Source organism: Streptomyces yatensis, from assembly GCF_018069625.1.
GTDB lineage: Bacteria > Actinomycetota > Actinomycetes > Streptomycetales > Streptomycetaceae > Streptomyces > Streptomyces yatensis.
The window spans coordinates 1876461-1890974 of record NZ_CP072941.1 but is presented as its reverse complement, the minus strand read 5'-3'; the positions used below and the strand labels follow the sequence as shown (position 1 = coordinate 1890974).

The window sequence follows — 14514 nt, the reverse complement described above, 5'->3', positions numbered from 1 at the left end:
TCGTCGCCGGTCAGGAGGGCGGTGCGGGGGCGCCCCCCCGGGGGGTGCGGAGGAAACGATGAACCGGCAATGAGGTGAAAGCGATCCAAAGGTGGCATCGCGGGGCCAACCGTGCGGTAAGAGCAGAACCGTTGTCACCATAGGAGCCCATATGTCGTTCAACCCGTTGGAGCAGCGGGGCATCCCCCTCGACCGCCAGGTCCGCACCTGGCGTGAGCTGGACGTCGCCCCCATCGACCCGGACCGCTGCGACCCGTACACCCGGTGCCGCATCATCGCCATGAACGGCATCGAGATCGAGGCGATCCTCTTCAGCCACCAGATGGCGCGCCACTGTCCGGACCTCGAGGTGAAGCGGGAGCTGGCTCGGACCCGCTATGTCGAGGCGCAGCAGCAGAAGGCGGTGAACTGGTTGCTGCCGGGGGTCGCCTCGGTGCTGGAGACGACGATCGCCTATGAGCAGGTGGCGGTGGACCTCACGGCCTGGGTGGCCCGCATGGAGCCTGATCCGTATCTCACGCAGGCGTACCAGTTCGGTGTGCTGGAGGACTTCGATCATCTGTACCGGTACGCGAACCTGTACGAGATGATCGAGCATCGGAAGGCCGAGGAGATCGTCCAGGGGCTGACCGAGGTCATGCCGGGCCGTCCGACGCCCTACCACCACCGTCACCCGGTGGACAACGTCCGCGATTCCTACGACCGGACGCGGGTCGAGCCGCTCTCCAAACTGCACGCGCTGACGATCATGGCGACTGAGCAGCAGACCATGAACTTCTACATGAACGTCGGCCCGCAATACATGGAACCGATCGCCAGACAGCTCTACCAGGAGATCGGAATGATCGAGGAAGAGCACGTCACCCACTACGAGTCCCTGGTGGATCCGGGCGAGACCTGGTGGGAGCGGCTGGTCGTGCACGAGTACAACGAGTGCTACCTCTACCACTCCTTCATGGAGCAGGAGCCCGATCCCAAGGTGAAGGCCGTCTGGGAGCTGCACCTGAACATGGAGCTGGAGCATCTGCGCATCGCCGGTGACCTGATGCGTCGCAACGACGGCCGCGAGCCCGAGGAGGTCGTCGGCCGGGAGCTGCCGAACGTGCTCACCTTCGAGCCCAACAAGCAATACGTCCGTGAGCTGCTGGCCACCCAGATGGACCTCACCACCCTCGGCACCGGTTATGTACGCGAGGCACACGAGCGTTTCGAGGCCATGCAGGCTCTGCTCAACAACGGTGACCAGCCGCCGAGCGAGCGGGTGATGGCGCAGCACCGCGACATGTTCGGCCGGGAGTACCGGCTGCAAACCGAGGGCGAGCACCCCGCGCCGTCGCAGCGCTCCCGCGACTGACCCACACCGGCCTCTGGAGGACATCGTGACCGACGACGCTCAGCGCCACGCCGCCGACGGCCTGGACGATGTGGTGGCGCTCCTGATGCGTCAGCACGGCGAGATCCGCAACCTCTTCGACGAGGTGGAGCGGGCCACGGGAGACGGCCGGCGGGAGGCCTTCCGCCGCCTGGTCCGGATGCTGGCCGTCCACGAGACGGCGGAGGAGGAAGTGGTGCACCCCGTGGCCCGCCGGTCCTTCGACGGCGGAGAAGGGGTCGTCGAGGACAGGTTGCGAGAAGAGAAGCAGGCCAAGGAGAAGCTCAGCCGCCTCGACGGGATGGACACCGCGGACGCCGGGTTCCTGCCGCTGCTGAGAGAGCTGCGCACCGAGGTCATGGCGCACGCTCGCGCCGAGGAGCGCTACGAATTCGTGCAGCTGCGGCGACGCACGGACGCCGGGCAGCTCGCCGCCATGGCCAAGATGGTCAAGGCGGCCGAAGCCACGGCTCCCACTCATCCGCATCCGGGCGTGGAGACCGCCGCGAAGAACATCGCGGCGGGCCCGATGGCGGCTGTCGTCGACCGCGCCCGTGACACCATCCGCAAGGCCATGGGTAAGGACGGCTGACCAAGGCGAAGGCGGGCGGGCGCGGGGGGCACGACCTTCCGGTGCCTGGTCAGGCGGCGCCCACGGGGTCGTTGTGCAGGCGCTCGAGCAACTGCGCATGGTGCAGGTCCGCGACCGGTGCCAGGAGATCCGGGTGGCGCAGCAGCGGCGCGGCCTTCCGGTCGTACTCGTCGGGAGCCGTCAGGCGCCGGAAATCGACCGGTGAGGCGGCCGCGTGCTCGCAGGCGGCGAGCGCCGCCACGGCCGCGTGGGCCAGGGCGGGCGAGGCGAGCAGGGCCGCCGCCCAGCTGGCCACGACCTCGTCCACCCAGGTGCGCCAGGCGATGTCCGCTCCGTCCACCTCGAGCGGCTCGCTGCCCAGGAGCCACTCCAGTCGGGCGGAGCCGCCCGGACCCGCCATCGCCACGAGTGCGGACTCCGTCACTGTCGGATACCGAAGCCAGGCGGCCACGGTCACGGCCTGCCGGGCCTGAGCCTCGGCGAGCGCGGTATTCATCGTTCCTCCGGCCGCCGGGTAGGCCCGGACCAGCCATTGAGCCGTGGCCGCGATGATGGATGACAGATCCCCTGACAACGAAGCCGCTCCTCTCCTGCGGGGCTCCGGTGGGTGCCACCATACGGGTGAATCGGACACGGGGGGCCATCCGGGTGGAAGGCGGAAGGCGGCGGACTCGCTCCGGGCTGTCGCGGGGAGTCCCCTCCGTCCGGATGTCCAGCGAAACGACCATGCGGCTCATTCGCCAGTGCGCGGCAATTGGTCGGCCATGGCTGGTTGGGTCGGATGGCGGCGGGTTACCCGGCGGCGCAAGGCACGGCGGATCGAGTGCCGTGCCGATGAAGGCAGCGAAACCCGAGAAGTGCGAAGGGAGGGATGCGCCGTGGCCAAGCCCAATCCCACAGACCTCCAGAAGGCCCTGAAGGACGCGAGCTATCCGGCCGACCGCGACTCCCTGGTCGAACGGGCCAAGGACAACGGTGCGGACCGGCAGCTGGTCGATCAGCTGGCGCATCTCAAGAAGGGCCGTTTCGAGGGCCCGGACGAGGTGCAGAAGGCCGTCTTCAAGGGCAAGTGACCCGACCGTGAGAACGGGCAATGATGGGCGGAGGGAAGCGCGCACGCGCTGAATGCCGCCCATCACCACCCCGGCCGAGCACGAGGTGGCGGGAGGCCGAATGGCCATCGAGCACGAGGCGGCGAAGCCCGGGAGAGTGTTGCTCACCGGCTGGTTCAGCTTCCTGGACGGTGAGGTCACCGCGGGCGACGCGCTCGCGCTGCGCCGGGTCCGAGCCTGCCTGGACCACCTCCGCATCCCGTACGACGTGGCCTGGAGTCCGGGCTACCGGCCCGGCGCCCTGCACCTGTCCGAGGCGGCCGGACACCGCTATACCCATCTGGTCTTCCTCTGCGGCCCCGCGCACGGGCCCCAGGTCGAGGAACTGCACCGGAGCTTTCCCTCCTGTGTGCGGATCGCCGTCGGCACGTCCGTGATCGACGGCTCCGCCCCGGCCGTCACCGGCTTCCACCACGTCCTGCCCCGTGACGCTCCCGGCGGTGTCCGTCCGGTACGGGACCTGGCCGCCGCCGCTCCCACCGGCCCCGGTGCCCCGGTCGTCGGGGTGGTCCTCACCCACGGGCAGGGGGAGTACGCGGGCGCGCGCCGCCACCCCGAGGTGGCAGCCACGCTGACCCGGTGGCTGGCGGCCAAGGACTGTGCATGTCTGGAGCTGACCACGCGGCTCGACGCGCACGACTGGCGGCTGTGTACGACGGCGGAGCAGTTCGAGTCGGTGGTGAGCCGGCTGGACCTGGTGGTCACCGACCGTCTGCACGGGCTCGTACTGGCCCTGCGGGCGGGTGTTCCGGCGCTGGCCGTCGACCCCGTCGCCGGTGGGGCGAAGGTATCGGCGCAGGCGCGGGCCCTCTCCTGGCCCGCGACGCTGGGCGCCGGGCAGTGCGTCCGCGCCGAACTCGACCGGTGGTGGTCCTGGTGCCTGGGCGACGGCCGGAATCTCGCCGAGCGCCGCCGGGAGGAGTTCCTGGGCGCGCGTCTCCATGACACCGGGGACGACGGGACGGCGGGGCTGGCGCGGGTGCTCTCGACGGTCGCGTGGCCCGAGGGCCGACGAGAGCGTACGAGCGGCGCGAGGAGCGGGCCATGACCGGCGATCGCATCACCGTGGTCATCATCACCCGCAACCGGCGCGCGGAGCTGCTGCATACGCTCGACCGGCTGGCGGAGCTGCCCGAACGGCCGCCCGTGATCGTGGCCGACAACGGTTCCACCGACGGGACCGCCGACGCGGTAGCCCGTCTGCACGGCGGCGTACGGCTGCTGCGCCTCAGCCGCAACCTCGGGGCACTCGGCAGGAACGTGGCCATCAGGGAGGTGCGCAGCCCGTACACCGCCTTCTGCGACGACGACTCGTGGTGGGAGCCCGGCTCCTTGGAGATCGCCGTGGACCGGTTGGACCGCCATCCGCTCCTCGCCACGGTGACGGCCCGCATCCTCGTGGAGCCCGCCGGCACCGAGGACCCCATCGTGGCGGAGCTGCGCTCCTCACCCGTCCCGGGGCCGCCGTGGCTGCCGGGCCCGGCCCTCGGCTCCTTCGTCGCCGCCGGGACCTGTGTGCGGACCGATGCGTTCCGTAGTGTCGGCGGTTTCTCGCCGCGGCTGTGGCTGGACGGCGAAGAGGAGCTGCTCGCCGCCGATCTGGCGGTGCGCGGCTGGTGGCTCGCCTACATTCCGGAGATGACGGCTCACCACGCGCCCTCGGTGGTTCGGGACCCCGTGGCCAGGCGCGTACGGGGGCTGCGCAACACCCTGTGGTTCACCTGGCTGCGCCGACCGCTTCCCGCCGCCGTGCGCCGCACCCTGTTCCTGGCCCGCACGGTCCCCCGGGACTCGGCGAGTCTGCGCGGCTTCCTCCAGGCGGCGGCAGGTGCACCCCGGACGCTGGCGCTGCGGCGGGTCGTCCCCGCGGAGATCGAGGACCGGCTCCGGCTGCTGGACGAGACACAGCGGACCTCGACGGCGCGGCGGTACGTGAGCTGAGGAGCGCCTTCGGGCGGGCCTCCTGGTTCCGGGCCCGGCCTGTGCCTTCCGGTGTGAGTAAGGCCACCGGCGGCGGGGTCTTCGCCCGGAGGACTCGTCTGTGATGATGGACGGTCGCTGGGCCGTAGCAGTGTTGCCGTGCCCAGCCGCCCCCTGACGGGGCTCCCTTATCCGTCCTCCCCCTCGGCCTGCCCGCGTGACCTCCTCCTTGCCTTCGATACCCGCGCCTCGATCTCCCGAACGCCCCGCACCACCCTCGTCCGGGCGGAGCGAGCGCTCCGCTTGGCGTTGCCTCCGGCACGGCGGCATGCGGTGGTGGTCGGCGGCGAACCTGGTGTCGAACGTCGGTACGTGGATGCAGCTGACCGTGCAGAACCTGCTGGTGCTGCACATCACCGGATCCGCCGCCACCACAGGTGTCTCGCTGGCGGTGCAGGCGGCTCCGGGACTGCTGCTCGGGCTGGCCGGGGGAGCGGCGGTGGATGCCTGGCCCCGCAAGCTCACGGCGGCCGTCAGCCAGGTGGCGCTGGCGGTCATCGCCTTCACCACGGCGGCCCTGGTCGCGTTCGACCTGCTCGACGTCGCCGCGCTCATGGTCCTTTCCGCACTGACCGGGCTGGTGGCCACCGTGGAGGGGCCGGCGTGTGCCCTGCTCGGCAACGAACTGGTACCCGTCCGGGACGTGTCCTCGGCGATCGCCCTGGGTTCGGTGGTGCACAGCGCGGGACGGCTCATCGGGGTGGCCTGCGCCGGGGTCGCGGTGGGGGCGCTCGGCACCTCCGCGGCCTACGCGGCCAACGGGCTGTCCTTCCTCTTCGTTGCCGCCGTCATCCCCTTCCTCCGCCCGGTGGCCGGACACGCCCCGGCCGAACCCGACCGGCGGGCGCGACGGCCGGTGGCCGCCGCCCGTGAGGGGCTGGCCTACTTCATGAGCAGGCCACGGCTGGTCGCCCTCACGGTGGTCACCGCGGTGAGTGCCATGTTCGGACGCAACTACGGGCTGACGCTGGCGGTACTGGTCACGGGACCGCTGGCGGGGAGCGACGAGCAGTTCGGGACCGTCGCCACCGTGCTGGCCGTCGGCGGCATCCTGGGCGCCGTCCTGGCCGGGCGCATGCAGCGGCCGTCCGTACGGTTGGTCGGCGCGTTCGCCGCGGTCGGGGCGCTCTTGCAGGTGGTCGCCGGGCTCTCCCCCACCCTGGTGGTGCTGCTGGTGGTCACGGCGCCGATGGCCGTCGTGGAGTCGGTCTCCGACACGGCCGGGACCACGGTGCTGCAAACCGATCCGCCGCCGGGGATGCGCGGACGGGTACTGGGTGTGTGGCGCACCGCGCAGACGGGCTGGGGCCTGGCGGGCCCGCCGTTGCTCGGACTGCTCATGGAGTGGGCGGGGCCGCGCCTCGCCCTCGTCCTCGGCGGGCTGCTCATCGCGTCGGTGATCGGGGCGGGCGCGCTGTGCCGCACCCGCCGCGCGGCGCCCGGTTCCGGAGCGAAGTCCGTAACCGCCCATGTGCCCGGGGCCGCACCCCCCTCGGCGCGGCAGGCCCCGCACGCCGAGGAGCCGGCCCCCGTCCCGTGACCGGTGCGGACGGGGAAGCGGTGGGCCGAGCGGTCCGCGTAGCCGCCATGTCCTGATTGCGTCCCCTTCATGCGGGTATCCGGGGGTCCCATGCGTGAAGGGAAGGGAAGGGCCATGGTGACCAGTGACTCCGCAGCTTCCGCCCCCTCCTGGGCGCACGCCGTCGTCACCGGCGGGGCCGGGTTCGTCGGCTCGCACCTGTGCTCGGCGCTGCTCGCCCGAGGAGCCACCGTCACCTGTGTGGACGACTTCTGCACCGGCACCCCGGAGAACGTCGCCCACCTGAGGGGACAGACCGGTTTCACCCTGCTGCGCAGGGACGTCACCGAGCCCTTCGACGTGGAACGGCCCGCCGACCTCGTCCTGCACTTCGCGTCACCGGCCTCGCCCGCCGACTATCTGCGACTGCCCCTGCACACCCTGGAGACCGGCAGCCTCGGCACGCGCAACGCGCTGGCCCTGGCCCGCCGCCACGGGGCACGCTTCGTGCTGGCCTCGACCTCCGAAGCGTACGGCGACCCCCAGCAGCACCCGCAGAACGAGCGCTACTGGGGCAACGTCAACCCGGTGGGGCCGCGCAGCGTCTATGACGAGGCCAAGCGCTTCGGCGAGGCGCTGACCGTCGCGGAGGCGGCAGGCAACGGTACCGATGCCGCCGTCGTCCGGCTGTTCAACACCTACGGCCCGCGGATGCGCGGCCATGACGGACGAGCCGTGCCCACCTTCATCCGTCAGGCGCTGGCCGGGGAACCGCTCACCGTCACCGGCGACGGCGCGCAGACGCGCTCCCTCGCCTACATCGACGACACCGTGCGCGGCATTCTCGCGCTGGCGGCGTCGGACCTGCGCGGACCGGTGAACATCGGCAACGCGGACGAGATCACCATGCTGGATCTCGCCCACAAGATCATCCAGCTGGCCGGGTCCCGCTCCACCGTCGAGTTCATCGGCCGTCCCATCGACGACCCCGCCGTCCGCTGCCCGGACATCACCCTCGCGCGCGGCAAGCTGCAATGGGCGCCGGCCGTCTCCGCCGACGAGGGGCTGGCCCGCACCATCGAGTGGTTCCGCGCGCGGGCCGCCGCCTGAGCCCCCGCCCCGTATCCCGCCCCGTACCCGTTTCCCCAGCGGCCCCGGAGCCACGGAAAGGCCCCGCCCATGCGCATCCTCGGCATCAACGCCCTCTTCCACGACCCGGCCGCCGCCCTCGTCGTCGACGGACGCACCGTCGCCGCCGCGGAGGAGGAACGGTTCTCGCGGCGCAAGCACGGCAAGCGCCCGGTTCCCTTCTCCGCCTGGGAACTCCCCGAGAAGGCGGCCGTGTGGTGCCTGGAGCAGGCGGGCCTGCGCCCCCAGGACCTGGACGCCGTCGCCTACTCCTTCGACCCGGCCCTGGCCCGGCCCGCCGCGACCATGGGCCTGGACGACCCCTGGGACCACCTCCGGCTCACCTACGCCCGCCAGGCCCCCGGCTTCCTCCACACCGCCCTTCCCGGGCTCGACCCGGACGCCGTGCGCTTCGTCCCCCACCACATGGCCCACGCCGCCTCCTGCGCCCTCGCCGCGCCCGGCGCCGAGACCAGCTCCGTCCTCGTCCTCGACGGACGGGGCGAAGCCACCTCCCACCTGGCGGCCCGCCGCACCGGCGACCGGCTGGAGCCGCTGTACGGGCAGGAACTGCCGCACTCCCTGGGGCTGGTGTACGAGGAACTCACCGAACACCTGGGCTTCCTGCGCTCCTCCGACGAGTACAAGGTCATGGCCCTCGCCTCCTACGGCACCCCCCGGATGCTCCCCGAGCTGCGCCGGTACGTGTTCGCCACCGGTGACGGCGGCTTCCACGCCACGGGTGTGCCGTGGGCCGGTCTGTGCCCCGCCCTCCGCTCCGGCCAGGCGTGGTCACAGGCGCACGCCGACCTTGCCGCGAGCGTCCAGGCGTGTCTGGAGGAGACGCTGCTGGACCTGGTCCGCTGGCTGCACGGACGTACCCACGACCGGGTGCTGACCCTGGCCGGGGGAGTGGCGCTCAACTGCGTCGCCAACTCGCGCATCGCCCAAGAGGGGCAGTTCGACCGGGTCTGGGTCCAGCCCGCCGCCGGTGACGCGGGCACCGCGCTGGGCGGTGCGCTGCTGCTCTCCGCCGAGGCCGGCGACCGGCCGGGGCCGATGACCGGCGCGGACCTGGGACGCCATTGGTCGGACGCCGAAGTGGAGGCGTGGCTGAAAACGGCGGCCGTGCCCTTCGAACGTCCGGCCGATGTCGCCGAGACGGTCGCCGAGGCGCTCGCGGACGACGCGATCGTCGCCTGGTTCCAGGGGCGTTCCGAGTACGGGCCGCGGGCGCTCGGCCACCGTTCGCTCTTCGCCCACCCCGGCAGGTCCGGAAACCTGGAGCGGCTCAACGACGTCAAGGGACGGGAGCAGTTCCGGCCGGTCGCTCCGATGGTGCTGGCCGAGCGCGCGCCCGAGATCTTCGACGGCCCGTTGCCCAGCCCCTACATGCTCTTCGTGCACGGTGTCGCCCCGCAGTGGCGTGATCGCATCCCGGCCGTGGTGCACGTGGACGGTACGGCCCGCATCCAGACCGTCGACGCCGCGGCCGAACCGCTGGTGGCCCGCATGCTCACCGCGTTCGAACGGCGCACCGGGCTGCCCGTGGTCGTCAACACCAGTCTCAACACCTCCGGCCGCCCCATGGTCGACGATCCGCGTGACGCCCTGGAGTGCTTCGGCTCCGCCCCCGTCGACCTGCTGGCCATCGGGCCGTTCGTGATCCGCCGCGGTGCGCTGTTCGCGGGCGGCCGGACCGATACGGCACCGCGGAAGGGGACCTGAGCGGGCTGCCCGCGCCACCGGACCACTTGTCGAGGGAGGAGCCCGCCATGACGGAAGCGGCAGAGCGGACCGCCGCACCCGAGTACGCCGTGGTCATCCCCACGCTGGGCCGGCCGAGCCTGGCCGTGACCCTGCGCGCCCTCGCCGACGCCAAAGGGCCGGCGCCGCGGCGCATCGTCCTGGTCGACGACCGGCCGCTGGACGACTGCACGGCGCTGCCCGTCGCGGTCCCCGACGAACTGGCGCCCCTGGTGGAGATCACGCCCGGGTGTGCCGCCGGGCCCGCCGCGGCGCGCAACATCGGCTGGCTTGCCGCCCCGGAACCCTGGACCGTCTTCCTCGACGACGATGTCGTCCCGGGCCCCACCTGGGCGGACGACCTTGCCGCCGATCTGGCGGCGGCCGGGCCCGGCGTCGCGGGCAGCCAGGGCCGGATCGTCGTACCGCTGCCGGACGACCGCAGGCCCACGGACTGGGAGCGCATGACCGCGGGGCTCGCCACCGCCCGCTGGATCACCGCCGACATGGCGTACCGGCGGGCCGCGCTGGAGGCCGTCGGCGGCTTCGACGAACGGTTCCCCCGCGCCTTCCGCGAGGACGCCGACCTCGCGCTGCGTATCGTGGCGGCCGGGTGGGGGCTGTCCACGGGCTCGCGCCGGACGACCCATCCCGTGCGCCCGGCAGACCGCTGGGTGTCGGTCCGCACCCAGGCGGGGAACGCGGACGACGCGCTGATGGCCAGGGTCCACGGGCGCGACTGGTGGGCCCGGGCAGGTGCTCCGCGCGGCCGTCTGCGCCGCCATCTCGCCATCACCGCGGCCGGGGCCGCCGCCGTGATCGGCGCCGCGACCGGCAGCCGGTGGCCGGCCGCGGGCGGTGCGGCGCTGTGGCTGGCCGGCACCGCCGAATTCGCCCTGGCTCGCGTTCTGCCGGGGCCGCGCACCCGGGCCGAGATCGTGACGATGGCCCTGACCAGTGCCCTGATCCCGCCCGTGGCCACCGCACACCGGGTGGCGGGCCTGATACGCCACCGCTCGGCCGCCCGCCTCGACCGCACGGCGGCGCCTTCGGGGGCGGTGGGCCATGCGTAGCACTTCGCATCGTTTGATAACGATATGTCCGGGTTACTCGAGACCCGTGTCCACCGTGGACGCCCCCGAGGTGTCGTCCGTGCGCAAAGGGCCGTGGCTGCTCACCCAGGGGGAGCAGCACGGCTCACGCACCCGTGCCCGTGGCACGGGCCCCGCGGCGGTCCTCTTCGACCGCGACGGCACCCTGGTCGAAGACCTGCCGTACAACGGCGATCCGGCTCGGGTGCGGCTCATGCCCACCGCCCGCGCCGCCGTCGACGCCGTACGGGCCCGCCGGATACCGGTCGGAGTGGTCACCAATCAGTCCGGTATCGCCCGCGGGCTGCTCACCCCCGGCGCGGTCGAGGCCGTGCGGCGGCGCGTCGAGGAACTGCTCGGCCCCCTTGACGTGTGGGCGGTGTGCCCGCACGGCCCCGACGACGGCTGCGGATGCCGCAAACCCGCCCCGGGGCTCGTCCACGCCGCCTGCGCCGCCCTGGACGTCGATCCGCGCGCGGCCGTGGTGCTCGGGGACATCGGCGCGGACATCGACGCGGCGGAAGCGGCCGGTGCGACGGGGGTGCTCGTCCCCACCCCGGTGACCCGGCCGGGGGAGACCGCCGCCGCGGAACACACCGCACCGGACCTCCTCACGGCGGTACGGGCGCTGCTCGGCGGCCCCGATGACCCGGGAGGCGGCCCTTGAACCCGCCGGGCGCCGGGCCGCGCACCCTGGTCGTACGGCTCGACAGCGCCGGTGACGTCCTACTGGCCGGGCCGGCCGTGCGTGCGGTCGCCGCCGCCTCCCGCCACACCGGGATCCTGTGTGGTCCGCTCGGCGAGCCCGCCGCCCGGCTCCTCCCCGGAGTCGACGAGGTGCTGGTCCACGATGCGCCATGGGTGGGCTTCGACGCCCCGCCGGTACGGCGTGAGACCACCGAAGCCCTGATCGCTTCGCTGGCCGCCCGACGTTTCGACCGCGCCCTGATCCTCACGTCCCACCATCAAAGTCCCCTCCCGGCCGCCCTGTTGCTGAAGCTGGCCCAGATCCCCTGGGTCGCGGCGGACAGCGAGCACTATCCGGGCACCCTGCTGGACCTGCGGCACCGGCGCGCGGCGCACCGCCACGAGGCGCGCGCCGCGCTGGAGCTGGCCGAGGCGGCCGGGTTCGCCCTGCCGCCCGGCGACACGGGGCGGCTGGGCGTGACCTCCCTTCCCGACACCGCCCCGCTCACCGGGACCGATCCCTATGTGGTCGTCCACCCCGGCGCCGCCGTTCCCGCCCGCGCCTGGAGTCCGGCCCGCGCCGCGCGGGCGGTGGCCGCCTTGGGGGCGGCCGGCCACCGGGTGGTGGTCACCGGCGGGCCGGCGGAGAAGGAACTGACGGCGCACGTCGCCGACGGAACCGCCCTGGACCTCGGCGGGCGGACGGAATTCGGCGAACTCGCCGGGGTCCTCGCGGGCGCCGACGCGGTGGTCACCGGTAACACCGGCCCGTGCCATCTGGCGAGCGCCGTGGGCACCCCGGTCGTCTGCCTCTTCGCACCCGTGGTGCCCGCCGAACGCTGGGCCCCCTACCGCGTTGCCCACCGGCTGCTGGGGCGTCAGGACGCACTCTGCGCGGGCAGCCGCGCCCGCGTCTGTCCCGTGGCGGGCCACCCCTGCCTGGACTCCGTGACCGACGCCGAGGTCCTCGCCGCCGTGGACGCGCTGATCGCCACTGGCCGGGCCGACGACCGACCCCTGGAGGCGACGGCATGAACATCCTTCTGTGGCATGTGCACGGCTCATGGACCACGGCCTTCGTACAAGGCCCCCACCGCTATCTGGTGCCCGTCCTCCCCGGCCGCGGTCCCGACGGCCGCGGCCGGGCGCGGACCTTCCCGTGGCCCGAGTCGGTCACCGAGGTCACTCCGGAAGAGCTGACCCAGACCCCGGTGGACCTGGTCGTCCTCCAGCGGCCCCACGAGCCCGGGCTCGCCCGCCGCTGGCTCGGAGGCCGCCGCCCCGGACGCGAGGTGCCCGCCGTCTACGTCGAGCACAACGCCCCGGACGGAGACGTTCCCGGCACCCGCCACCCGTGCGCTGACCGCGACGACCTCATCCTGGTCCACGTCACCCACTTCAACCGGCTCTTCTGGGACAACGGACGCGCCCCCACCGCCGTCGTCGAGCACGGCGTCATGGACCCCGGACACCGCTACACGGGGGAGTACGAACGCGCCGTCGTCGTGGTCAACGAACCGATACGGCGGGGCCGCCACACCGGCACCGACCTGCTGCCCGCACTCAGCCGGGCCGCTCCGCTCGACGTCTTCGGCATGGCCACCCGAGGACTCGCCCGCCACCTCGCCCTGCCCGGCGGTCTCTGCCGCACCTGGGAGCTGCCCCAGGCCGAGTTGCACGCCGCCATGGCACGCCGCCGTCTGTATCTGCACCCCGTGCGCTGGACCTCGCTCGGGCTGTCCCTGCTGGAGGCCATGCACCTGGGCATGCCCGTCGTGGCCCTGGCCACCACCGAGGTGGTCGAGGCCGTACCGGACGGCGCGGGAGTGCTCTCCACCCGCCCCGAGGTCCTCGCTCACGCGGCGCGTACCTACCTGCACGACCCGGACGCCGCGGCCGAGGACGGGGCACGGGCCCGCCGGGCCGCTCTCGACCGGTACGGACTCAAGCGTTTCCTCGACGACTGGGAGCGGCTGATAGCGGAGGTGACCCGATGACACCGCAGTACGACCGCCCCCGCGCGGCACTGGACATCGCGCTCGTCTCGGAGCACGCGAGCCCACTCGCCGCGCTCGGCGGAGTGGACGCCGGGGGCCAGAACGTGCACGTCGCCCGCCTCGCCGGGGCCCTCGCCGACCGCGGCCACCGGGTCCGGGTCTACACCCGCCGCGACGCGCCGGACCTGCCGGCCACGGTGCCGATGCGCGCGGGCGTCGAGGTGCGGCATGTGCCCGCGGGTCCGGCCCGGGCTCTGTCGAAGGACGACCTGCTGCCGTACATGCCCGACTTCGGAAACCACCTGGAACACGAGTGGCGGATCGCCCCGCCCGACGTCGTCCACTCCCACTTCTGGATGTCCGGCGTGGCATCGCTGCAGGCCGCCCGTGCCCTCGGACTGCGGCTCGCGCACACCTACCACGCGCTCGGGACCGTCAAGAGGCGCCATCAGAAGGACGCGGACACCAGCCCACCGGACCGCGTCGCGTGGGAGACGAAGGTCGGCGAGGGCTGTGACCGCGTCATCGCCACCTGCCGCGACGAAGTCGCCGAACTGGCCGTCATGGGCCTGAGCCCGGACCGGATCACGGTCGTACCCTGCGGCGTGGACCCACGGCTCTTCACCCCCGGCGGGCCCACCGCGCGCCGGCCCGCGGACCGGGCCCTGCTGGTGCAGATCGGCCGGCTGGTGCCCCGGAAAGGGGCGGCCGTCTCCCTCGCCGCCCTCCGCCTGCTGCCGGACGCCGTCCTGCTGATCGTGGGCGGGCCGCCGCCCGCCCAGGCGGACCATGACCCGGAGATACGCCGTCTGAGGGCCCTGGCCCGCCGGGCGGGGGTCCCCGACAGGGTCCGATTCACCGGCGGCCTGCCGCCCGAACAGGTGCCTGCCCTGCTGCGCGCCGCCGATCTCGTCCTGTGCCCCGCCGACTACGAGCCATTTGGCATCGTGCCCCTCGAGGCCATGAGCTGCGGAACTCCCGTGGTGGCCACCGCCGTGGGCGGTCAGCGCGACACGGTCGTCGATCCCGCCACGGGCCGGCTGGTACCGCCGCGGGACCCCGTAGCTCTGGCCGAGGCGGTCGCCGGGCTCCTCGCCGCCCCCGGGGTGGCCGCCGCCTGCGGCCGAGCCGGCCGACGGCGCGTCCTGGCCCACTACAGCTGGGACAGGGTCGCCGCCGCCACCGAAAGCGCCTACCGCGATCTGCTGGCCACGGCCGGACCGCCCAGGGCGGCCTGACCGCCCCGACGGCGGCGACCCGCGGGTGGCCGCCCCGCTCAACGGGAAGGAG

14 protein-coding genes are annotated in these 14514 nt (G+C 73.2%); 13 read left to right on the top strand and 1 reads right to left on the bottom strand.

Features of this window, described 5'->3' with window-relative positions; all coding sequences use genetic code 11:
* Nucleotides 1-151: 151 nt before the first annotated feature.
* Together J8403_RS07295 and J8403_RS07290 are read left to right on the top strand one after the other, a co-directional pair.
* Nucleotides 152-1354: a hypothetical protein gene (locus J8403_RS07295; RefSeq protein WP_211122430.1), complete on the top strand. Its 1203-nt coding sequence runs from the start codon at nt 152-154 to the stop codon at nt 1352-1354.
* A 25-nt stretch (nt 1355-1379) separates the two neighbouring features.
* The gene (locus tag J8403_RS07290; protein WP_281427907.1) at nt 1380-1964 is read left to right on the top strand and encodes a hemerythrin domain-containing protein; all 585 of its coding nucleotides are present in this window, start codon (nt 1380-1382) and stop codon (nt 1962-1964) included.
* 49 nt (nt 1965-2013) lie between these two features.
* Here the strand turns inward: J8403_RS07290 and J8403_RS07285 are convergent, their stop codons facing one another.
* Nucleotides 2014-2538: a hypothetical protein gene (locus tag J8403_RS07285; RefSeq protein WP_211122429.1), complete on the bottom strand. Its 525-nt coding sequence runs from the start codon at nt 2536-2538 to the stop codon at nt 2014-2016.
* Between the two features lie 304 nt (nt 2539-2842).
* On the opposite strand from J8403_RS07285, the gene J8403_RS07280 reads away from it, so the two are divergent.
* The 11 genes from J8403_RS07280 (at nt 2843) to J8403_RS07230 (ending at nt 14462) form a co-directional block, all read left to right on the top strand.
* Nucleotides 2843-3037, top strand: coding sequence for a DUF2795 domain-containing protein (locus J8403_RS07280; RefSeq protein WP_211122428.1), 195 nt, complete (start codon nt 2843-2845; stop codon nt 3035-3037).
* A 100-nt stretch (nt 3038-3137) separates the two neighbouring features.
* Complete coding sequence (locus tag J8403_RS07275; protein WP_211122427.1) at nt 3138-4124, top strand: polysaccharide pyruvyl transferase family protein; 987 nt, start codon at nt 3138-3140, stop codon at nt 4122-4124.
* The gene (locus J8403_RS07270; RefSeq protein WP_211122426.1) at nt 4121-5017 is read left to right on the top strand and encodes a glycosyltransferase family 2 protein; all 897 of its coding nucleotides are present in this window, start codon (nt 4121-4123) and stop codon (nt 5015-5017) included. Before J8403_RS07275 ends, J8403_RS07270 begins: the two co-directional genes overlap by 4 nt.
* A gap of 307 nt (nt 5018-5324) precedes the next feature.
* On the top strand, nt 5325-6596 hold the full coding sequence (locus J8403_RS07265; protein ID WP_246585742.1) for an MFS transporter: 1272 nt from the start codon (nt 5325-5327) through the stop codon (nt 6594-6596).
* Between the two features lie 114 nt (nt 6597-6710).
* A complete protein-coding gene (locus tag J8403_RS07260; RefSeq protein ID WP_211122425.1) occupies nt 6711-7685 on the top strand; it encodes an NAD-dependent epimerase/dehydratase family protein in 975 nt (324 codons plus the stop codon).
* A gap of 69 nt (nt 7686-7754) precedes the next feature.
* Nucleotides 7755-9431, top strand: coding sequence for a carbamoyltransferase family protein (locus J8403_RS07255; RefSeq protein WP_211122424.1), 1677 nt, complete (start codon nt 7755-7757; stop codon nt 9429-9431).
* Between the two features lie 47 nt (nt 9432-9478).
* Nucleotides 9479-10522 carry a glycosyltransferase family 2 protein gene (locus J8403_RS07250; RefSeq protein ID WP_211122423.1) on the top strand — a complete coding sequence of 348 codons (1044 nt, stop codon included), beginning with the start codon at nt 9479-9481 and terminating at the stop codon, nt 10520-10522.
* Complete coding sequence (locus J8403_RS07245) at nt 10515-11207, top strand: D-glycero-alpha-D-manno-heptose-1,7-bisphosphate 7-phosphatase (RefSeq protein WP_211122422.1); 693 nt, start codon at nt 10515-10517, stop codon at nt 11205-11207. Before J8403_RS07250 ends, J8403_RS07245 begins: the two co-directional genes overlap by 8 nt.
* Entirely contained in the window at nt 11204-12262 is a 1059-nt protein-coding gene (locus tag J8403_RS07240; protein ID WP_211122421.1) for a glycosyltransferase family 9 protein, read from the top strand. Before J8403_RS07245 ends, J8403_RS07240 begins: the two co-directional genes overlap by 4 nt.
* Nucleotides 12259-13224: a glycosyltransferase gene (locus tag J8403_RS07235; RefSeq protein WP_211122420.1), complete on the top strand. Its 966-nt coding sequence runs from the start codon at nt 12259-12261 to the stop codon at nt 13222-13224. Before J8403_RS07240 ends, J8403_RS07235 begins: the two co-directional genes overlap by 4 nt.
* Complete coding sequence (locus tag J8403_RS07230; protein ID WP_211122419.1) at nt 13221-14462, top strand: glycosyltransferase; 1242 nt, start codon at nt 13221-13223, stop codon at nt 14460-14462. Before J8403_RS07235 ends, J8403_RS07230 begins: the two co-directional genes overlap by 4 nt.
* Nucleotides 14463-14514 lie beyond the last annotated feature (52 nt).

Coding starts and splice junctions, on each gene's coding strand:
- J8403_RS07295 (WP_211122430.1), top strand. CDS start 152: ATGTCGTTCAACCCGTTGGAGCAGCGGGGCATCCCCCTCGACCGCCAG.
- J8403_RS07275 (WP_211122427.1), top strand. CDS start 3,138: ATGGCCATCGAGCACGAGGCGGCGAAGCCCGGGAGAGTGTTGCTCACC.
- J8403_RS07270 (WP_211122426.1), top strand. CDS start 4,121: ATGACCGGCGATCGCATCACCGTGGTCATCATCACCCGCAACCGGCGC.
- J8403_RS07265 (WP_246585742.1), top strand. CDS start 5,325: ATGCGGTGGTGGTCGGCGGCGAACCTGGTGTCGAACGTCGGTACGTGG.
- J8403_RS07260 (WP_211122425.1), top strand. CDS start 6,711: ATGGTGACCAGTGACTCCGCAGCTTCCGCCCCCTCCTGGGCGCACGCC.
- J8403_RS07255 (WP_211122424.1), top strand. CDS start 7,755: ATGCGCATCCTCGGCATCAACGCCCTCTTCCACGACCCGGCCGCCGCC.
- J8403_RS07250 (WP_211122423.1), top strand. CDS start 9,479: ATGACGGAAGCGGCAGAGCGGACCGCCGCACCCGAGTACGCCGTGGTC.
- J8403_RS07245 (WP_211122422.1), top strand. CDS start 10,515: ATGCGTAGCACTTCGCATCGTTTGATAACGATATGTCCGGGTTACTCG.
- J8403_RS07235 (WP_211122420.1), top strand. CDS start 12,259: ATGAACATCCTTCTGTGGCATGTGCACGGCTCATGGACCACGGCCTTC.
- J8403_RS07230 (WP_211122419.1), top strand. CDS start 13,221: ATGACACCGCAGTACGACCGCCCCCGCGCGGCACTGGACATCGCGCTC.